General features: G+C 67.5%; 19 protein-coding genes. 3 read left to right on the top strand and 16 right to left on the bottom strand.

The window, feature by feature from the left end:
• Window positions 1-6 precede the first annotated feature (6 nt).
• On the top strand, window positions 7-1,041 hold the full coding sequence (gene nrfD / locus WBB14_RS08315; RefSeq protein WP_424239407.1) for an NrfD/PsrC family molybdoenzyme membrane anchor subunit: 1,035 nt from the start codon (window positions 7-9) through the stop codon (window positions 1,039-1,041).
• A 63-nt stretch (window positions 1,042-1,104) separates the two neighbouring features.
• Window positions 1,105-4,305, top strand: coding sequence for a tetrathionate reductase subunit A (locus tag WBB14_RS08310; RefSeq protein ID WP_424239406.1), 3,201 nt, complete (start codon window positions 1,105-1,107; stop codon window positions 4,303-4,305).
• Window positions 4,306-4,436: 131 nt separating this feature from the next.
• Here the strand turns inward: WBB14_RS08310 and WBB14_RS08305 are convergent, their stop codons facing one another.
• The 16 genes from WBB14_RS08305 to WBB14_RS08230 form a co-directional block, all read right to left on the bottom strand.
• Window positions 4,437-5,225 carry a hypothetical protein gene (locus WBB14_RS08305; protein ID WP_424239405.1) on the bottom strand — a complete coding sequence of 263 codons (789 nt, stop codon included), beginning with the start codon at window positions 5,223-5,225 and terminating at the stop codon, window positions 4,437-4,439.
• A gap of 167 nt (window positions 5,226-5,392) precedes the next feature.
• The gene (ccmI, locus tag WBB14_RS08300) at window positions 5,393-6,727 is read right to left on the bottom strand and encodes a c-type cytochrome biogenesis protein CcmI (protein ID WP_424239404.1); all 1,335 of its coding nucleotides are present in this window, start codon (window positions 6,725-6,727) and stop codon (window positions 5,393-5,395) included.
• Window positions 6,724-7,248 (bottom strand): cytochrome c-type biogenesis protein, encoded by a 525-nt coding sequence (locus WBB14_RS08295; RefSeq protein ID WP_424239403.1) that lies wholly within the window; start codon window positions 7,246-7,248, stop codon window positions 6,724-6,726. Before WBB14_RS08295 ends, ccmI begins: the two co-directional genes overlap by 4 nt.
• Window positions 7,245-7,766: a DsbE family thiol:disulfide interchange protein gene (locus WBB14_RS08290; protein WP_424239402.1), complete on the bottom strand. Its 522-nt coding sequence runs from the start codon at window positions 7,764-7,766 to the stop codon at window positions 7,245-7,247. Before WBB14_RS08290 ends, WBB14_RS08295 begins: the two co-directional genes overlap by 4 nt.
• Window positions 7,766-9,772: a heme lyase CcmF/NrfE family subunit gene (locus WBB14_RS08285; protein WP_424239401.1), complete on the bottom strand. Its 2,007-nt coding sequence runs from the start codon at window positions 9,770-9,772 to the stop codon at window positions 7,766-7,768. The genes WBB14_RS08290 and WBB14_RS08285 overlap by 1 nt, the downstream gene beginning before the upstream one ends.
• Window positions 9,769-10,224, bottom strand: a complete 456-nt coding sequence (ccmE, locus tag WBB14_RS08280; protein ID WP_424239400.1) for a cytochrome c maturation protein CcmE — start codon at window positions 10,222-10,224, stop codon at window positions 9,769-9,771. Before ccmE ends, WBB14_RS08285 begins: the two co-directional genes overlap by 4 nt.
• Entirely contained in the window at window positions 10,221-10,391 is a 171-nt protein-coding gene (gene ccmD, locus WBB14_RS08275) for a heme exporter protein CcmD (RefSeq protein WP_332013968.1), read from the bottom strand. Before ccmD ends, ccmE begins: the two co-directional genes overlap by 4 nt.
• Window positions 10,388-11,176: a heme ABC transporter permease CcmC gene (ccmC, locus tag WBB14_RS08270; RefSeq protein ID WP_424239399.1), complete on the bottom strand. Its 789-nt coding sequence runs from the start codon at window positions 11,174-11,176 to the stop codon at window positions 10,388-10,390. Before ccmC ends, ccmD begins: the two co-directional genes overlap by 4 nt.
• 7 nt (window positions 11,177-11,183) lie before the next feature.
• Complete coding sequence (ccmB, locus tag WBB14_RS08265) at window positions 11,184-11,849, bottom strand: heme exporter protein CcmB (RefSeq protein WP_424239429.1); 666 nt, start codon at window positions 11,847-11,849, stop codon at window positions 11,184-11,186.
• The gene (ccmA, locus tag WBB14_RS08260) at window positions 11,815-12,489 is read right to left on the bottom strand and encodes a heme ABC exporter ATP-binding protein CcmA (protein ID WP_424239398.1); all 675 of its coding nucleotides are present in this window, start codon (window positions 12,487-12,489) and stop codon (window positions 11,815-11,817) included. Before ccmA ends, ccmB begins: the two co-directional genes overlap by 35 nt.
• The gene (locus WBB14_RS08255; protein ID WP_424239397.1) at window positions 12,476-13,114 is read right to left on the bottom strand and encodes a cytochrome c3 family protein; all 639 of its coding nucleotides are present in this window, start codon (window positions 13,112-13,114) and stop codon (window positions 12,476-12,478) included. Before WBB14_RS08255 ends, ccmA begins: the two co-directional genes overlap by 14 nt.
• Before the next feature lie 16 nt (window positions 13,115-13,130).
• A complete protein-coding gene (locus WBB14_RS08250; protein WP_332014769.1) occupies window positions 13,131-13,607 on the bottom strand; it encodes a nitrate reductase cytochrome c-type subunit in 477 nt (158 codons plus the stop codon).
• Window positions 13,608-13,627: 20 nt separating this feature from the next.
• On the bottom strand, window positions 13,628-16,123 hold the full coding sequence (gene napA, locus WBB14_RS08245) for a periplasmic nitrate reductase subunit alpha (protein WP_424239396.1): 2,496 nt from the start codon (window positions 16,121-16,123) through the stop codon (window positions 13,628-13,630).
• Entirely contained in the window at window positions 16,107-16,424 is a 318-nt protein-coding gene (locus WBB14_RS08240; protein WP_332014771.1) for a chaperone NapD, read from the bottom strand. The genes napA and WBB14_RS08240 overlap by 17 nt, the downstream gene beginning before the upstream one ends.
• Window positions 16,425-16,447: 23 nt before the next feature.
• Window positions 16,448-16,606 (bottom strand): periplasmic nitrate reductase, NapE protein, encoded by a 159-nt coding sequence (gene napE / locus WBB14_RS08235; RefSeq protein WP_013393095.1) that lies wholly within the window; start codon window positions 16,604-16,606, stop codon window positions 16,448-16,450.
• A gap of 236 nt (window positions 16,607-16,842) precedes the next feature.
• Window positions 16,843-17,751, bottom strand: coding sequence for a LysR family transcriptional regulator (locus WBB14_RS08230; RefSeq protein ID WP_424239395.1), 909 nt, complete (start codon window positions 17,749-17,751; stop codon window positions 16,843-16,845).
• A gap of 668 nt (window positions 17,752-18,419) precedes the next feature.
• Here WBB14_RS08230 and WBB14_RS08225 point away from each other — a divergent pair.
• Window positions 18,420-20,289 (top strand): YadA family autotransporter adhesin (locus WBB14_RS08225; protein WP_424239394.1); only part of this gene is annotated, 1,870 nt, incomplete at its 3' end.

Below are 20,289 nucleotides of genomic sequence, written 5' to 3'. Positions count from 1 at the left end.
ATGAGCATGCAGATCTCTGAATTGTTGACGCCGGTCTACGACGCCGCCTGGCTGCCGTGGGCCGTGCAGTATTTCTTCCTTATCGGCATCAGCGCCACTACCGCGCTGACCGCCGCCTTCGCGGCCTTCGGCGGCGCTGGTTCGCCCGCGCGCCGGCTGTTGCCCGCGGCCGTGACGGTGCTGCTGGTCAGCGCCATTGCCGCGCCCGTGTCCTTGCTGGCGGACCTGCACCAGCCGGGCCGCTTCTGGCATTTCTATGCGCATGTCACGCCCTGGTCGTGGATGTGGCTGGGCGCCTTGCTGCTGCCGGTATTCGTGACCCTGGCGCTGCTGTTCTGCGCCGCCTGGTGGTGGGGCCGCATCGGCTGGGTGCGCGTGCTGGGCATGGCGCTGGCGCTGTCGGCGCTGTCCATCCTGGTCTACACCGGCGCCGAAGTCATGGTGCTGCGTTCGCGGCCCTTGTGGCACACGGTATTCCTGCCGGTGAACTTTGCGCTGACCGCCTGGCTGGGCGCGCTGGGCGCCATGTTCCTGGTGGGCCGCTGGCTGCGCGGCGGCACGCAGGCCATGCCGGTGGAGTTGTTGCGCAGCCTCAGCCTGACCGCGGTGGTGATGATGGCGCTGGGCGCCGGCGCCTGGACGCTGCTGGGCCTGCTGGACATGGACCCGTCGTTTGACGCCGCCCTGCGCCTGTTCGCGGAGTTTCCGATCTGGCGCGTCAGCCTGGCGGGCGCGGTGGCGACGGGCTTCTGCATGATCGCGCTGCTGCAACGCCCGGCGCGCACCTTGGCCGCGCCGCTGCCCTCGGCCGCATTGGCGCTGACGATGCTGGCCGCGGCGTGGATCTTCCGCTGGGTCGTCTTCATGAGCGTGCAGGGCGTACCGAAGTACGGCGCAGGCCTCTACCTGTACGAGATGCCCTGGGGCAGCGACGGCCTGCTCGGCATGGTGGGCGTGCTGGGCCTGTGCGTGGCGCTGATCGCCGCCGTGACCTACGCCCTGGAGCTGTTCCCGGCGCGCACGCGGGGCCTGGCGGCCTGAGCGCCGCCGCATGGTCCTGTGTGTGTGCACAGGCCCTGGACGAAAGAACCTGGAATGGAAGCAATGGACAAGCAACACCAAGACGACAAGCTCGGCGCTTCGCCGGACGAGGCCCCCGACCAGCCGCGCGACGAGGCGCGGCGCAAGCTGATGGTGCGCGGCGGCGTGGTCGCCGGCGGCATGGCGGCTTTCGCGGCGGGCTACGGCGAAACCGTGGTCCGGGCGGTGAAGGGCCTGGCGCAAGGCACGGCCGGCGTGCCCACGGCGCATGCCGTGCGCGGCAACTCGCTGACCCCGGAGTTCCGCATCGATCCCTTGACCGGCGTGCTCAGCGCCCAGCCGGGCCAGACCGTCAGCCCTTCAAGCTGCCTGGGCTGCTGGACCCAGTGCGGCGTGCGGCTGCGCGTGGACACGAAGGAAAACCGCATCCTGCGGGTGGCGGGCAATCCTTATCATCCGCTGGCCACGACGCGCCCGGCCGCCATGGAAACGCCGGTGCGCGAGGTCTATGCGCAGCTGGGCGGCGACAACGGCCTGGAAGGGCGCGCCACTTCCTGCGCCCGCGGCTCGGCCATGCTGGAACAGATGAATAGCCCCTTCCGCGTGCTGCAGCCGCTCAAGCGGGTGGGCAAGCGCGGCGAGGGCAAGTGGCAGACCATCTCCTTTGAACAGCTGGTGCAGGAAGTCTGCGAAGGCGGCGACCTGTTCGGCGAAGGCCAGGTGGACGGTCTGCGCGCCATCTTCGACCGCGACACGCCGCTGGATCCGCGGAACCCCGAGTACGGCGCCAAGGTCAACCAGTTCCTCTTTACCGACGCGTCCAATGAAGGCCGCACCCCGCTGATCCAGCGCTTCGCCGGGCAATCCTTCGGCACGGTCAACTTCAGCAACCACGGCTCCTATTGCGGGCAGAGCTTCCGCGTGGGCGCGGGCGCCGCGCTGGGTGACCTGAAGGGCATGCCGCACGGCAAGCCGGATTGGGACAACGCCCGCTTCGGCCTGTTCATCGGCGCGGCCCCGGCGCAGGCCGGCAACCCGTTCCAGCGCCAGGCCCGCCAACTGGCCGAGGCCCGCGTGCGGCCGGAAGAGACTGGCTTCACCTACGTGGTCGTGTCGCCGATGCTGCCGGCTTCGTCCAGCCTGTCGGCCGGATCGGGCAATGAGTGGGTCGCCGTCAATCCGGCCGGCGACCTGGGCCTGGCCATGGGCCTGATCCGCTGGATCCTGGACCACGAACGCTACGACGCCCGCGCACTGGCGCAGCCTGGCCCCGAGGCCATGAAGGCCGCGGGCGAAGCGGCCTGGACCAACGCCACCCATCTGGTGGTGGCCGAGCCTGGCCATGCGCGGCTGGGCAGTTTCCTGCGCGGCGCCGACCTGGGCTGGCCGCGTCCGGCCGATGCCGGCGAGAAGTGGGAAGACGTGTATGTCGTGCGCCTGGACGACGGCACGCTGGCGCCTCACACCATGGCCGCGCCCGCCACGCTGTTCGTGGACGAGACGGTGGCCGCGTCCGGCATGGACGGCGCGCCCCAAGCCCTGCGCGTGCGCAGTTCACTGTCGCTGCTGCGCGAGGAAGCGCGCCGCAAGACTCTGGACGAATACGCGGAACTGAGCGGCGTGCCTGCCGCCAAGATCGCGTCGCTGGCCGAACGCTTCACCAGCTACGGCAAGCGCGCGGTGGTCGATGCGCACGGCGGCACGATGAGCGGTTCGGGTTTTTATACCGCCTACGCCATCGCCATGCTGAACACGTTGGTGGGCAACCTCAACGTCGAAGGCGGCCTGGTGCTGGATGCCGGCCCGTTCCCGCCCTACGGGCAGGGGCCGCGGTACAACATCGCCGGATTTGCCAACCGCGCCACGCCCAAGGGCGTGGGCCTGTCGCGCAACCGTTTTCCGTACGAGAAGTCCAGCGAGTTCAAGCGCAAGAAGGCCGCCGGCCAGCCGGCCTATCCGGCCGCGGCGCCCTGGTATCCGGCCACCGGCGGGCTCAGCTCGGAAATGCTGGCATCGGCGCTGGCGGGTTATCCGTACCGTGCCAAGGTCTGGTTCAACCACATGAGCAACCCGATCTACGGCATCGCCGGCTTGAAGAGCGTCATCATCGACAAGATGAAGGATCCGCGCCTGTTGCCGCTGTCAGTGTCGATCAACCCCTTCATCAACGAGACCAACGCGCTGGCCGATTACATCGTGCCGGACACGGTCACGTACGAAAGCTGGGGCGTGTCGGCGCCCTGGGCGGACGTGGTCGCCAAGGCCTCCACCGTGCGCTGGCCCGCCGTGCAGCCGCGCGTGGCGCGCACGGCCGCCGGTGAACCGGTCTGCCTGGAAACCTTCCTGATCGCCTGCGCCAAGCGGCTGGACATGCCTGGTTTCGGCGCCGGCGCCATCTCCGACAAGGACGGCGCCAAGTACGCGCTGGACACGCCGGAGGACTTCTTCCTGCGCGGCATGGCCAACATCGCTTTCGCGGCCGGCAAGCCCGTGCCCGAGGCCAGCGACGACGACATGGCGATGACGGGGGTGGACCGCTACGGCGCGCTGCTGCAGCAGAAGCTCAAGCCGGGCGAATGGCGCCAGGTCGCCATGTTGATGAGCCGTGGCGGGCGCTTCGACAAGATGCAGGACGCCTGGGTGGAAGGAGGCGGGGCGCGGCAGACGCGCGCCGCCTACGCCAAGCCGCTGCAGGTCTGGAGCGAGGAACTGGCGGGCTTTCGCCATTCCATGACCGGCGAGCGCTATAGCGGCTGTCCGACCTGGTATCCGACGCGGCTGGCCGACGGCAGCGACATGCGGGCGCAATACACGCCGCAGGACTGGCCCTTTCTGCTCAGCTCGTTCAAGTCCAACCTGATGAGCTCCATGTCCATCGGCGTGAACCGCCTGCGCCAGGTGCACCCGCACAACCCGGTGTCGATCAACCGGCAGGATGGCGAACGCCTGAGCATCCGCAACGGCGACGCGGTGCGCATCGTGACGCCGGGCGGCGCGGTGGCCGGGCTGGCGCTGCTGCGCGACGGCATCCAGCCAGGCGCGGTGGGCATCGAGCATGGCTACGGCCACACCGAACTGGGCGCGCGCGCGCACGTGGTGGATGGCAAGCCCATGCCGCACGATCCGGCGCTGGCCGCGGGCGTGAACCTGAACGACCTGGGGTTCGGCGATGCCACGCGGGGCGAGCACGCCAACGTCTGGATCGATTGGGTGTCCGGCGCGGCGGTGCGCCAGGGGCTACCGGCGCGAATCGAACGGGTCTGAGCCGAGGGGCGGGCTGGAGCGATCCAGCTTGCCCCGTGTCTTCGGCATGGTCGGATGGCGCGCTCTCGCCACCGCTGCGGCGAAGCGCTAGCAGCCTTTCCGGAGCGCCCGAAATGCCTGAGGCCGATCGGTCATTTCGACGGAACCGCTAGTTCACTTGCCATGCGCTCAAGATTGACCGGACTGACATGGATCAGGCCATGGCCCGGAACATCGATGTCGTTGATCAGGGCAAGGGAAATGGCAATGACCAACGGGAACACGATCAGCAGCCCGCGATGTCCGCGCGCCCCGGCACTGTATCCGACCAGAACATTGCAAAACACCGCGAGTATGACAATGAGCCCCCAGGCCGCGGACGGTATCTGCTTGCGCCAGGTGGAGCTTGTGGTTTCGTAGGACTTCTGCAGATCTCCAACCGTCGCCACCGCCAGGGCCGTCAGGGAGTTGGGCTGGGATAGCGAGCCTTGGACGGCAATTTGCCAGGCATCTCGGCGCAGCGAAGCCGCCTGGCGCTCTTCGGCCTGGCGTGTCTCTTCCGATCTTGCCGTATAGAACTGAATGCGCTGCGCAACGTACTCGGCAAGGACCAGCTTCATTTTTTCCGTGGTTTGCGCGGGTAGCAGGTCAGCCTTGGCGTAGGCCGAACCGATGGCCGCCGCCTCCGCCGATTCACTGGCTTGCCGGGCGTTGTATCCGCTGATCGCCATGGAAAATGAGAAGCCGACTGCAAGCCCCAGCAGGGTGAGCGTTGCGCCCAGCACCATGCGCACATCATCGCTGGTTTGCGTTTCCGCGCTCCGTATTTGCTTGACCAGCTTGGCGCCGCCTAGGCTTGAAACCAGCAGGGCGACGAACGTGCCAAATAGAACTTTCCACGAATAGGGCACGAAAAAGAACACTTCACTAAAGAGATCCATATTATCTAGGCTTGATTCCTGGCATTCGCATGCTTATCGGCGTCGCTGAAGTGGCGCGAGTCTTATAACACGCCTCAGTTTGCATCGACATGCAAACTGGCGGCCAAGTCCGCCTTTTCACCTGGCATGAAAATGCGCGGCTGGCCTGTCCCGAATGACGGTCCGGCCTAGGGTACGACGGCGTCGGCCACCAGTTCCAGCCCGCTGGCATGGACGCCGACGCCGGATAGCACGCCGCCCAGGTCGCCCGGCCGGGCCGCCGCCGTGCCGGACCGGCTGACCCGGATCTCCACTCGCACCTTGCCGGCGCGCGACAGGGGCGCGTCGGGCGACATGGCGCTGCTGTCGTCCAGCACGAAGTCCCGGGGCAGGTCGGATACCTGCATGCGCAGGATGGCCAGCGGCATGCGCGACCCTTCCTCGGGACGCGCCAGGATGAACACGGTATCGGTGGGTTGAACCCGGCTGCGCAGCGCGTCGGCGATGCTTGCGCGTCCGCTGATGCGGGCGGCGGACGCGGCGGCGGTAGGCGCGGGCGCCGAGCCGGCGGCGGGGGGCGTGGAGGCCGAAGCTGGCGCGGAGCCTGCGGATGGCGCCGCCGCCGTCCCGGCAGATGCTCCGGCAGGCCTCACGGCGGATGCTCCAGCAGGCGCGGCCGCCATGGCGCGCGCCTGCGCGATGTTCGACTGGATCTGCCGCGCCGCTTCCGAGTCCGGCGGCAATTGAGCTTGCAGGCGTTCCCAGTGCGCCAGCGCCTCGGCTGCGTCGCCGCGGCGCAGCGCCATCATGCCGGCCAGGGCCAGGGCCTTGGGTTGGTCCGGCTGCGCGGCCAACGCTTGCGCCACCGCGGCGATGGAGGCTTCGTCGGGATTGCCCTGGTTGGCTGAAAGCAGCGCGTCGGCCAGATCGGCCAGGACCGCGGGCTGCCCCGGCACCAGGCGTAGCACTTGTTGATAGGCGGCCACCGCGTCGGTGTAGCGTCCCAGGGTTTCATACGAGCGCGCCAGCACGTACCAGCCGTCCGCGTCATCCGGCGCTGTCCGCAGCCGTTGGGCCAGCGCATTGATGGCCAGTGTCATGTCATTGGCGGTTTCCGCGGCATGCGGTTCGACCAGCTGCCCCGCGCCGGCGCTGGCCGCTGCGCGCGGATTGCCCAAATGGCCGTACAGCAGCACGGCGGCCACCGGAATCAGCACGGTCAGCAGGCAGGCGGCCGCGACTCCCGCGCGCTGCCCGGCCCAGGATGCGCTGCGGGTCCGCCGCAATTCCAGATCCTGCAGCAGGTCGCGTTGCAGCTCTTCCTCCGCGCGCACTATTGCGGCGGCGCTGAGGCTGCCGTTGTTCAGGTCGCGCCGCAGTTGTTCGCGCTGCGCCAGATAGAAATCGCGCACGTTGGCTTCGGAGGCCGGTTCCGCGGCTGGCGCGCGGCGCAGCAAGGGCGGGATCAGGCAGAGCAGCGTCGCCAGCAGCAAGAGCACCACGATGAGCCAGAGCGACGTCATGATCCGGTATCCAGGAAGCGGGCGGCGCGCTCGCGTTCGTCGGCGGTCAGGGGCGCGCGCGCGCCGGCGCGGCGCTTCAAGGTGCGCAGCAGCACGAAGAAACCCAGCGCCAGCAGGGCGAACGGCCCCAGCCACAGCAGCCAGGTGATGGGTTTGAAGGGCGGGTCATAGCGTACGAAGTCGCCATAGCGGTCTTCGAAGAAACGCATGATCTGCGCGTCGCTGCGGCCCGCGGCCAATTGATCGCGGATCAGCTTGCGCATGTCCTGGGCCAGTGGCGCGTTCGACTCGGCCAGGGTCTGGTTCTGGCACACCAGACAGCGCAGCCCGTGGGCCAGCTTGTCGGCGCGTTGTTCCAGGACAGGCGGCAACGGCTGCGCGGCGGCGGCGTGGACCTGGGCGCGAGCGGCGGCGGGCAGGGCCAGCAGAAGGGCGCAGAGCCCAGCGCGTATCAGGGTGTAGAGCCTGGCCCGGCACGGATCGTGCAGCAGGCGGCACAGCAGGGCGGGCAGCCGGATCATCGCAGCGCCTCTATCTTGGGCTGGATCCGGTCGCGCCAGATCTCGGGCGTGATCAGGCCCAGCTGCTTGTAGCGGATGCGGCCGTCGCGGTCGATCACGAAGGTCTCGGGCACGCCGTAGACGCCATACTCGATGCCAACGCGGCCGTCGATGTCGCTGGCGGACGCGATGTAGGGATTGCCGTTGCGCGCCAGCCAGGCTTCGGCGTCTTCCGGCTTGTCCTTGTAGTTCAAGCCGTACAGCGGAATGCCGTGGCGGCGGGCGGCCTCGCGCAGCACGGGCAGCTCGTCTTTGCACGGCCCGCACCAGGACGCCCATACGTTCAGCAGCCACACCTGGCCGCGCAGCGACTGCACCTCCAGCTTCTGGCCGGGCGTCAGCAGCACGGGCAGGCCGATGGCGGGGGCGGGCTTGTCTATCATGGCCGAGGGGACTGCCCGCGGGTCGCGCGACAGGCCCATCGCCAGGAACACGGCCATTGCAAGAAAAGCTGCCAGCGGCACCAGGTAGCGCAGCATCAGGCTCCCTCCCGCGTGGCCCGCGCGGCGCCGGCCATGGCCGGTTGCGGCGCACGCGCCTGTTCCTGCGCACGGCGGTAGCGCTTGTCGCCGGCCGCCAGCAGGCCGCCCAGCGCCATCAGGATGCAGCCAGTCCAGATCCAGGTCATGAAGGGCTTGACCTGCAGGCGCACCGTCCAGGCTTTGTCGCCCACAGGGTCGCCCAGCGCCACGAATAGGTCGCGGGTAAAGCCGCTGTCGATGTCGGCCTGGCTCAAGGCCATGTCCTGCACCGTGTAGAGACGTTTTTCCGGATAGAGGGTGAGCACCGGCTTGCCGTCGCGGGTCACCGGGAACGCGGCGCGCTGGGCGCTGTAGTTGGGGCCGGCGGCCGGGCTGATGCTGGCAAAGGTGAACGCGTAGCCGCCGGCTTCCTGGGTGGAGCCTATCTCCATGCGCAGCTCCTGCTTGACCTCGTAGCCGTTGGCCAGCGTGACCCCGGCGATGAAGATGCCCACGCCCGCGTGCGCCAGCAGCATGCCGTACCAGGAGCGCGGCTGGCGGCCCAGCCGGCGCAGCCAATGGCCGTCGCCGTCCGTCAGGCGCTGCCAGGCATGGACGGCGGCGCTCGCGACCGACCACGCTGCCAGCCACAGCCCCAGCATCACCTTGGGCGAACCCAGACGCGCCGGGCCCGGCATGGCCAGCGGCAGCAGCAGCGCAGTCGCCACGCTGACCGCGAAGGCGATGCGCAGGCGGCGGCCCAGGTCGGGCAGTTCCGCCTGCTTCCAGCGCGCCACCGGGCCGACGCCCATCAGGAATATCGCGGGCGTCATCAGCGGCACGAACACGGCTTCGAAATAGGGCGGGCCGATGGAGATCTTGCCCCACTCCAGCACGTCCAACACCACGGGGTAGAGCGTGCCCAGCAGCACCGAGCCGGCCGCCACGGTCAGCACCACATTGTTGGACAGCAGCAGGGACTCGCGCGACAGCAGCGAGAATCCGCCGCCCAAGCCTACCGTGGGCGCGCGCCAGGCATAGAGCGCCAGCGATCCGCCCACGATCACCAGCATGAATCCCAGTATGTACAGGCCGCGGCCCGGATCCACCGCGAACGCGTGCACGGAAGTCAGTACGCCGGAGCGCACCAGGAAAGTCCCCAGGATGCTGAGCGAGAAGGTGCAGATGGCCAGCAGCACGGTCCAGCTGCGGAAGGCGCCGCGCCTCTCGGTCACGATCAGCGAGTGGATCAGCGCGGTCCCCGCCAGCCAGGGCATGAATGACGCGTTCTCCACCGGATCCCAGAACCACCAGCCGCCCCAGCCCAGCACGTAATACGCCCAGGCGCTGCCCAGCAGGATTCCTATGGTCAGGAAGGTCCATGCGGCCAGTGTCCAGGGGCGCACCCAGCGCGCCCACATGGCGTCCAGTTCGCCCGACAGCAGCGCCGCGATGGCGAAGGCGAAGGCCACGGAAAAGCCCACGTAGCCCATGTACAGCATCGGTGGATGCACGATCATCCCTGGATCCTGCAATAGCGGATTCAGATCGCGGCCCGCCATGGCCGGCGGCATCAGGCGTTCGAAGGGATTGGACAGGAACAGCAGGAACAGCAGGAAGCCCACGCTGATCCAGCCCATCACCGCCAGCACGCGGCCGATGAAGGGCAGGGGCAGGCGGCGGCTGCACAGCGCCACGGCCAGGGTCCAGGCGGTCAGCAGGTACAGCCACAGCAGCAGCGATCCTTCATGCCCGCCCCAGACCGCCGCGAAGCGGTAAGCGGCAGGCAGGTCCGCATGCGAATTGGCGGCCACGTACAGCACGGAAAAATCGTTGTCCACGAAAGTCCAGGCCAGGCAGCCGATGGCCACCGTGGTCAGGCCGAATTGGCCGATGGCGGCCGGCCGCGCCACCCGCAGCCCCGCCTGCCAGCCGGTGGCGGCGCCCACCAGCGGCAGCACCCCTTGCGCCAGCGCCACCAGCAGCGCCAGGATCAAGCTGAACAGGCCGATCTCGGGAATCATTGCGCCTCCGCGCGCATGGAGTTGGCCCCGGCGCCCGCGCGCTTGAGCGCGTCGGCAGCCTCGGGCGGCATGTAGTTCTCGTCGTGCTTGGCCAGCACCTCGGTCGCGCGGAACACGCCGTCCGGCCCCAGCTTGCCGGCCACCACCACGCCCTTGCCCTCGCGGAACAGGTCGGGCAACAGGCCCTGGTACGTCACCGGCACGGTGTGCGCGGTGTCCGTCACCACGAAGCGCAGCGTCAGGCCGTCGGCCTCGCGGCGCAGCGATCCTTGCTCCACCAGGCCGCCGACGCGGAAGCTGCCGCTGGTCGGCGCCTCCCTGGCCACCACCTGTGTGGGACTGAAGAAGAACACCAGGTTGGATTGCAGGGCGTTGAGCACCAGCGCTGCGGCGGCGGCCAGCAGCCCCAGGCCGCCGACGATGGCCAAGGCGCGGCGTTTGCGCGGGCTCATGGCGCTGTCCCGTCCACGCGCCTGGCGGTTTGCTGCGCTGCGCGCCGCGCGCGGCTGCGGCGCCACAATAGCGCGGCTTCCAGGCCGATCAGGGCCAGCGTCACGCCATAGGCGCCCAGCAGGTAGGGGCTGTGGCCCTGCAGCGAGAACAGCGCTTCCCAGCTCATGGTGCCTCCCGCCGTGTGCGGCCCGCGCGGACTGCGCCCGGCTCGCGTTCGGCGATGATGCCGCGCACGCGCGCCAGCGCCGCCGCCGCGCTGTAGAGCCAGAACGCCGCCACCATCAGCAGCATCGACGTCACCATGATGTGGGCCATGCTGGGTGCGGTGGTGAGATTGATAGAAGCGCCCTGGTGCAGGGTGCTCCACCAGCGCACCGAAAAATAAATGATGGGCACGTTGATCACGCCGGCCAGCACCAGGATGGCGCCGCCGCGGTCGGCCCGCTGCGTGTCGTCATCGGCCGCCGCCTGCAAGGCCATGAAGCCCAGGTACAGGAACAGCAGTATCAGTTCGGACGTGAGCCGCGCGTCCCAGACCCACCAGGCGCCCCAGGTGGGCTTGCCCCACAGCGCGCCGGTCCACAGGGTCAGGAAGGTGAACAGCGCGCCGGTGGGCGCGAGCGCCCGCATCATCATGAACGACAAGCGGGTATTGAAGATCAGCCCCAGCGCGGCGTACAGCGCCATGACCAGGTACAGGAACATCGACATCCACGCCGCCCCGACGTGGATGAACAGGATGCGGTAGACCTCGCCTTGCTGGCTGTCGGTGGGCGCCACCACCAGCCCCACGTACAGGCCCGCGGCTGCGAACAGCGCGGCGCCCAGCGCCAGCCAGGGAATCATCCGGCCGGCCAGCGGATAGAAGGCGGCGGGCGCGGCGTATCGCAGCCAGCCCGCGCCCGCTGCGGCGGCGGGCGGATAGGCGTCCAGTGCAGGGTGCTTGTGCATGGCGTCCTCAGTCCAGCGCCACGCGCAGCGCCGCCGAGGCGCTCCAGGGGCACAACAGGATGGCCAGGCACAGGCATGCGCCCAGCAGCGACAATTGCGGCCCGGCGCCCATGCCGGCATGCGAGGCCGACACCGCGCCCGCGCCGAAGATCAGTACCGGCACGTACAGCGGCAGCACCAGCAGCGGCAGCAGTGCGCCGCCGCGCAGGCCCAGCGTCAGCGCCGCGCCCAGTCCGCCCACCAGCGCCAGCGTCGGCGTGCCCAGCAGCAGGGACAGCGCCAGGATGCCGATGGCCTGCGGCGACAGGCCGAACTGCAGGGCCAGCACCGGGCTGGCCAGGATCAAAGGGAGGCAGCTGCTGAACCAATGCGCCGCCAGCTTCGCGCCCACCAGCAGCGGCAGCGGATGCGGCGACACCAGCAGTTGCTCAAGCGCGCCGCTGTCGTAATCCTGGGCGAAGGGGCGGTTCAGCGTCAGCAGGATGCCCAGCAGGGCGCAGACCCACAGCACACCCGGCCCGATGGCCAGCAGCAGCGCGGGGTCGGGACCGACCGCCAGGGGGAACAGCGTGCCGGCCACGATGAAGAACAGGGTGGCGCCCAGCGTGTCCGCGGGCCGTCGCCAGGCCAGGCGGATTTCACGCAATGCCAACTGCGACAGCGTAGCCAGCATCCGCGTAGTCATCCATGTTCAGGGTTTGGGTGTGTGCGGTGGCGGTGCCCGGCTCGCGGTGCGAGGCGAGCACGGCGGCGCCGCCGGCCGCCAGGTGGGTTGCCAGCGCCCGCCGCAACTGCTCCAGGCTGGCAGCGTCCAGGCCGGCGTCGGGCTCGTCCAGCAGCCACAGCGGCTTGGCGCCGAGCACCACGGCGGCCAGCGCCAGCCGTCGGCCCTGGCCCTGGGACAGGCGCAGGGCGGGAGCATCGGCGCAGGACTCCAGGCGCCATGCGCGCAAGGTGTCCGACAGCCGCGTTTCCGCCTGCGGGGTGCCGGCGACGTGCAGGGCGTAGCGCAGGTTTTCGGCCGCGCTCAGTTCGCCGCACAGGCCATTGCCATGTCCCAGGTAGGTCATGCAGGCGCGGTAGTCCGCGGGATTGCGGCGCGCATCGCCGCCGCGCCACAGCACGCTGCCCGCCATCGGCCGCAGCAGCCCCGCCAGCGTGCGCAGCAGGCTGGTCTTGCCGCTGCCGTTGGCGCCGCGCACGTGCAGCAGCTGGCCGCCATGCAGGTCGAAATCCACGGGCGCGCAATGGCCGCGGCGGCTGGCGAGGCCGCGCGCGCAAAGCATGGGCAGCGGCGCGTCAGCGGGCCGCATGCGCCACTTCCTTGGCCGGGCCGGCCGGGTCGGGCGCCATCGAGGTGGGGCCCGGACCCATATTGGGCAGCTTGTGGGCGATGCCCTTGTGGCAATCGATGCAGGTCTTGCTCTTGTCCGCCAGATAGGTGGAATGCATGTTCTGCGCGCGCGGGCTCTGGCGCGTGAAGTCCATGTACTCGTAGTTGTGGCAGTTGCGGCATTCCAGCGAATCGTTGGCCTTGAAGCGCGCCCATTCGTGCTGGGCCAGTTCCAGGCGCTTTTCGACGAATTTCTCGCGCGTGTCGATGGTGCCGAAGATCTTGCCCCACACTTCCTTGGACGCCTGCATCTTGCGCGCGATCTTGTCGGTCCAGTTGTGCGGCACGTGGCAGTCCGAGCACAGCGCCCGCACGCCGGAACGGTTGGTGAAGTGGATCGTGCCCTTCAACTCGGCGTACACGTTGTCGCGCATCTCATGGCAGCCGGTGCAGAACTTCTCGGTGTTGGTGAGTTCCATGGCGGTGTTGAAGGCGCCCCAGAACAGGATGCCGCCAATGAATCCGCCGACCGTCAGGAAGCCCAGGCTGAAATGCACGCTGGGCCGTCGGATGATGTTCCAGTAGCGTTTGATGAGTCCGAGCATGGCTGCCTCCGGTCGCTTACTTCTTGGCGGGCGCCGGGGCGGTCAGGCGCTTGAGGATCACATCGATGTCCTGGTAGGTATTGGACACCAGCGGCTTGGCCTCGGTCTGCGGCACGTGGCATTGCACACAGAAGTAGCGGCGCGGCGAGACTTCCGCCAGCACGTTGCTGTCGCGGTCCATGTAGTGGGTCACGCTCAGGGGCGGGGCCTGGGTTTCCTCGGTATTCACGCGGGCGTGACAGGCCAGGCAACGGTTGAAATCCTTGTCGATCTGGTAGCCGTCGATCTTGTGCGGAATGGTGGGCGGCTGCATGGAATAGGTACGCATCCGCTTGATGTCCTTGTTTTCGACCGGACTGATGAGCGGCGGATCGGTCTCCTGCGCGACCGGGGTGGGGCCGCGCATGGGGTCTTCGACCTCCAGCGGCGGCGCCGCCCAGGCGGCCGAACCAAGGATGACGCACGTCGCGAGAGTAAGGGCGCGTAGGTTCATGGCTGTCTCCGGTTCGCCTTTCAGACCTTGACGATCTTGACCGCGCACTTCTTGAAGTCGGTCTGGAACGAGATCGGATCGGTGGCGTCCAGCGTGACCTTGTTGATCAGCTGGCCGGCGTCGAACCAGGGCACGAAGACCAGGCCGCGCGGCGGCTTGTCACGGCCGCGGGTCTCCAGACGGGTGCGCATCTTGCCGCGGCGCGATACGACCTCGACTTCGACGCCGCGCCGCAGGCCCATTTCCTGGGCGTCATCGGGGTGCATGAAACAGACCGCGTTGGGAAAGGCGCGGTACAGCTCCGGCACCCGCCGTGTCATCGAGCCGGAGTGCCAGTGTTCCAGGACGCGTCCGGTGGACAGCCAGAACGGGTATTCCTTGTCCGGCGATTCCGCGGGCGGTTCATAGGGCAGGGCGTAGATCACCGCGCGGCCGTCCGGGTTGCCGTAGAACTCGAAGCCGGCGCCCGCTTTCACGTAGGGGTCGCTGCCTTCGCGGTAGCGCCACAGCGTTTCCTTGCCCTTGACCACCGGCCAGCGCAGGCCGCGCACTTCATGGTAGGTATCGAACGGCGCCAGATCGTGACCGTGGCCGCGGCCGAATTCGGCGTATTCCTCGAACAGCCCTTTCTGCGCATAGAAGCCGAAAGCCTCGGCCTCCTGGTTGGCGTAGTCCTTGGCGCGCTCTGTGTTGGGATAACGGTTGACCTTGCCGTTGGCGTACAGCACGTCGAACAGCGTCTTGCCGCGGTACTCGGGCTTTTTGGCCAGCAGATCGGCGGGCCAGACTTCCTCGACCTTGAAGCGCTTGGAGAATTCCATCAGCTGCCACAGGTCCGAGCGGGCATCGCCCGGCGCGTTGACCAGCTGGTGCCAGAACTGGGTGCGCCTTTCGGCATTGCCGTAGGCGCCTTCCTTTTCCACCCACATGGCGGTGGGCAGGATCAGGTCGGCCGATATCGTCGTGACCGTGGGGTAGGCGTCCGAGACCACGATGAAGTTCTCGGGGTTGCGATAGCCGGGCAGCCCCTCGTTCATCAGGTTGGCTGCCGCCTGCATATTGTTGTTGACCATCACCCAATAGGCGTTGATCTTGCCGTCCTTGAGCATGCGGTTCTGCAACACCGCATGCGCGCCCACCTTGCTGGGGATGGTGCCGTCGGGCAGTTGCCAGATTTCCTCGGCATGCGCGCGGTGCTTGGGATTGGTCACCACCAGGTCGGCCGGCAGACGGTGCGAGAACGTGCCCACTTCGCGGGCGGTGCCACAGGCGGAGGGCTGGCCGGTCAGCGAGAACGGGCTGTTGCCCGGAGTGGAGATCTTGCCGGTCAGCAAATGGATGTTGTAGGCCATATTGTTGGCCCATACGCCGCGCGTGTGCTGGTTGAAGCCCATGGTCCAGAACGAGGTCACGCGCACCTTCGGGTCGGCATAGAGTTCGGCCAGCTCCTCCAGCTGCTTCTTGGGCACGCCGCTCAGCTTGGCGGTGTAGTCCAGGTCGTACTTGGAGACGAACTTGGCGAATTCGTCGAAGGTCATCGGCTTGGAGCCGCCGGCGTCGCCCGCGTTCTTGGCAGCCTTTTGCAGGGGATGATCGGGGCGCAGCCCGTAGCCGATGTCGGTATTGCCTTCGCGGAACACCGTGTGCTTGTCGACGAAGTCGCGATTCACGCGCTTGGTCTGGATGATATGGTTGGCAATGTAGTTCAGGATCGCCAGGTCGGTCTGCGGCGTGAACGTCAGCGCACTGTCGGCCAGCTCGTAGGAGCGGTGCTCGAAGGTGGACAGCACCACCACCCGGGTCTTGGGCGCCGACAAGCGGCGGTCGGTCACGCGGGTCCACAGGATGGGGTGCATCTCCGCCATGTTGGAGCCCCACAGCACGAAGGCATCGGCGTTTTCGATGTCGTCGTAGCAGCCCATGGGCTCGTCGGCGCCAAAGGTGCGCATGAAGCCCACCGCGGCCGAGGCCATGCAGTGGCGCGCGTTCGGGTCCAGGTTGTTGGTCCGGAAGCCGGCCTTCATCAGTTTGAGCGCGGCGTAGCCCTCCCAGATGGTCCACTGCCCCGAGCCGAACATGCCCACGGCTTCCGGACCCTTGTCCTTCAGCACCCGCTTGAACTGGTCCGCCATGACGTCGAAGGCCTGGTCCCAGGACACCGGGGCAAATTCGCCGTCCTTGGCGTACTTGCCGTCCTTCATGCGCAGGAGCGGCGTGGTCAGCCGGTCGTTGCCGTACATGATCTTGGACAGGAAATAGCCCTTGACGCAGTTCAGGCCCTTGTTTACTTCGGCGTTGAAATCGCCGTGCGTGGCCACGACCTGGTTGTCCTTCACCGCGACGTTCACGCCGCAGCCTGTCCCGCAGAACCTACAGGGCGCCTTGGACCACTTGAGCTTGGCGGCCTCGGATTCGGTGACGATGTTCTGCGTGTAGCCGACGATGGGAATGCCGGCCACCGTCGCGGCCGCGGCGGCGGCGGATTGCTTGATGAAGTCTCTACGAGCCATTGCCATCGTCAATCTCCTCGTTCATCGCGTCCAGCGAGTCGGCATGCTGGTACACCAGCGCCGAAGCCAGCACGCCATCCAGGCGCTGGATCTCGGAGATCCGGGCCATCATGTCGTCGGTGGAGGGGGCTTCCAGGGTGACCACCAGTTTCCCGGTGTCGGAGGCGCCATGGATTTCCGCGCCGGCGATCGCAAGAATCGCCAGGCGGACGTCGGGCAAGCGGCGCGGCGAGGCGTGCACCACCATGCTGGCGATATGCAGCTCTGGCGGCGCCGCAAGCGGCGCGGAGTGGGGGGACGCGGACATGGGAGGGGTTCCGTCGCGTCGCATCAGCTACCGGGGGGGCCGGCGATCAGCTGATAGAACCAGACCAGGAAACCGTAGCCTGCCACGATGATGACCGACAGGACGGGGGCCATGACAGCCGTCAGGAACAGGAAACTACGTAGCTCCTGAGGCTTGGTGTAGCCATCGGACTCGTTTTGCACACACCACCTCACTACGACAGTTGGGGCATTGCGTTTAACGTGCGGATACCGAAGCTTTTAGCAGATGGCTTTGACGGGCGTCAATGTTGCACCACGGCGTAACAATGCGCGCCAGGCGCTGTATAGCGAGACGCAAAACGCGCAGGATAGCGATGAAAAACATCGCCGATGAACGGTCCGGCGGCGCATGGGGCAAGCGCCGTTCATGCCCTATGGCGCGCCGGCCTTGGGCCCGTTCAGACAGCGGGCAGCAGCAGCGCCGGGATGTCCCGTTTCAGCAGATCGAGGACTGCCCGCACGCGTAACGGCAATGGCCGCAGGGGCGGAATCAAGGCATTGAGCGGAAGAGGCGGCACGCGATAGCCGTCCAACAGTTCCACGAGGCGTCCTTGCGCCAGCGCCCTGGCGCATGCGGGATGCTGCAAGATGCCGATGCCCCCGCCCGAGAGGATCAAATCGTACATCGGGCGCCAGTGGCTAACCGTCATGGAGGTCTTGATTCGCGTTTGGACCGCCAGCCCGCTATCGCCCATCAGCGGCACCAGGTCGTTCGTGAAAACGGCCTTCAAGCGGATGAATGGGTGGAAGCTCAGGTCCGCCGGACTTTCCACGGGGCCGTGGGCCGCAAGGTAGGAGGGGGCCGCGACCAACTTGCGGCCCACCCATCCGAGCGGAAAAGCGATATAGCCCCCGTTTTCGTCGAGCCGGCCCAGCCGCAGCGAGATGTCGACCCCTTCGATGACCGGATCGGAGATGGCGTCGCTCAACGTGAGGTCCATGTGCAGCTCAGGATGGGCTGCGCGCACGTTCATCAAAGCCTTGGGCATGACGATCTCGCCCAGGCACTGCGGTGCGGCGAGTCTCAGGCTTCCTTGTATCTGATCATTGCTTAATGATACTGAATTTATTGTTATTTCGGCGGCATCCAGCAGATGCTTGCCCTGTTCGTAGAATGTCCGGCCTTCGGCGGTACAGGTCAATTTGCGAGAACCTCGCACCAACAGACGGGCGCTGAGAAAACGCTCCAGCTTATCGATGCGTTCGCTTACGGACGGCTGGCTCATGTCGAGATCGCGCGCCGCGCCGGAGATCGTTCCGCGTTCCACCACGCGAAGAAAGATGCGTACCGCTGCCAGCAAATCCATGGAGCCGCTCCTCATCAAACCCATGCCGACCCTGGGACGGATGAGCGGTCCATTTGTTTAGTAACGGCAGGGCGCCAGATATCTGAATTCTGTGTGATACCCGCTAGTGGCGTGCCGGTATAGGTAGTCCAGGCCGATACGTCCCATAGGCCCGAATGCAATGTGCGATTGCAATCGCGCGCCGTAGTCTTGGCCTCAATGCATCACCCGATGCAGTTGCTGCGGGACTCCTCCGCCGGCGGACCAGGCGTCTCGCGATGATCTCGGCTCATTTCCTTTTCCATCTTCATCAATAGATCGACCGCTGGTTTGGCGCAGTGCGCGACGGTCTGGTTTCGGCCTGAGCGCCGGCGTAGCGGGATGGTGAGAGCAGCCGCGGCGTGTTCCCGGTTCTTCATGGCCGTGAGAACTGCCGCGGAGGTGAGAGGTTCCCTGGAGTTTTTGAACTGGAGCATCCATTCATGAACAAGATACTCAGGAACGTATGGATCAGCAGGGGCGCGGACGCGGCGGCAAGCGGAAAAACAGTTCGGAAGGCTGCGCGCCTGACGGCGGTTGCTGCGGGGGTGGCCCTTTTTGTGGGCTTGATTGCTGCGGGGCCCGAGGCTAACGCCGCCGTTTACCAACCGGGGACCTGCAAATCTCCAGCAGGCGTGGGGCCGGACGGAGTGAGATACCCCGTGGGCAAGAACGCTACCGACGGGTCCGGCCAGTGGTCTAACGTGATCGGCTGCGAGGCCGACGGTGGAGACTACACCGGCGTGCAGGTCTTGGGCTTTCACGCGACGGCGAAAGGCAATGGCGCGACCGCCCTGGGTTTTGCCGCGATCGCGGCAATCCGGAGCACCGCTGTGGGCATGCAAGCTGGAGCCATGGCAGAGGGCGCCACCGCTCTGGGCCAATGGGCCCGTGCCACGGCGGTCGGCAGCATAGCCATAGGCGGCAATACGTCTTCCAACACGGCGGCGGCTGGCGCGCAGGCATCGGGCCCTGGCGCAGTCGCGATTGCCGGAGAGTCTCGCGCCATGGGCGCTGACTCCGTCGCTCTTGGCACGCGGGCGCAGGCGCGCCGCGATGGCGACGTGGCCATCGGCATCGGCAGCGTGGCTGATGGCTCCACAGGGAACTTCTCCGCGGTGGCCATCGGCCGCGACAGCTCGGCGACCGGTGAAAACTCGGTGGCGTTAGGCAACGCCAATCGGGCCACCGGAGCAGGGGCCGTCACGCTGGGCAATAGTTCGGCGGCTACGGGCGCCGCGGCGTTGGCCGTTGGCAACGATGCCAACGCGCTGGCGGTGCGGAGCATGGCGTTAGGGTTCGATTCGGTCGCGACGAATTCGGACGACGTCGCGCTGGGGGCGGGATCCGCGACCGCGGCAGCCGTCGGGACGTCCAGCGCCGCAATCGCGGGGCGCTCCTATTCGTTCGCGGGGTCGGCGCCCACCAGCACGGTCAGCGTGGGCAGCACAGGCGCGGAGCGCTCCATCACGAATGTCGCGGCAGGGCGGCTCGGCGCTCTCAGCACGGATGCCATCAACGGTTCGCAGCTCCATGCCACGAATCAGGCGGTGAACGCATTGGACGACCGGGCGGCGACCTACGACGGCGATGCTGGTGAGCCGAAGGACCTGATCACCCTGGCCGGCCCTGCATCGTCGGACGGCGGGGCGACGGGCGGGACCAAGCTCAGCAATCTGGCGCGCGGGGCGGTATCGGCCACCAGCACCGATGCGGTGAACGGTTCGCAGCTACACGAGACGAACCAGGACGTGCTGCGGGTGGGCGACAGGGTGACGACCATGGGCGATACGGTGACCAATCTGGGCGACACGGTGACAGGCATGGGCAATACCGTGACGAATCTGGGTGGCACGGTAACAAGCATGGGCGATACCGTGACAAACCTCGGGGACAAGGTGACGACCATGGGAGGCACCGTGACGACGCTGGGCGACACGCTCACCAGCCTCGGCGGCACCGTGGCGAACCTGACCGGCGACACGAGCGTGGCATACACGGATGCGAATGGCCTGGGCATCCGCTACGCGCGCACCAACGAACGTGGGTTGGCGCCTGTCGACGCCTACGCCCAGAACCCCGGCAGCACGGCGCTGGGCTACAACGCGCGGACCATGGCCGACAACGCATTGGCGCTGGGTCGCGATGCCCAGGCCAGCCATGCCGGCAGCGTGGCGCTGGGCGCCAACGCGCTCGCCAATGGCGCGACGCTGGCCGAGTCCGCATACCGGTCGGGCACGGCGGCGGTGGCCGGGGTAGCGCCGGTGGGGGAGGTGAGCATAGGTTCCGCGGGCGCCGAACGCCGGCTCACCAACCTGGCTGCGGGCGCGGCCGACACGGACGCGGTGAATGTGAGCCAGCTCAAGTCCGTGGCCGACAACGTCGGCAGCCTGGGCGACCGTGCGGTGACCTACGACGGCAAGTCGGGAGATCCCAAGAACCTGATCACCCTGGCCGGCTCCGTGTCGACGGATGGGGGCGTGACGGGCGGGACCAGGCTCACCAATCTGGCGCGCGGGG

It is taken from the genome of Achromobacter sp., assembly GCF_049647645.1.
Lineage (GTDB): Bacteria > Pseudomonadota > Gammaproteobacteria > Burkholderiales > Burkholderiaceae_B > Achromobacter.
Note: the sequence above shows the minus strand (reverse complement) of the source record. Positions and strands in the feature narration are given on the sequence as shown.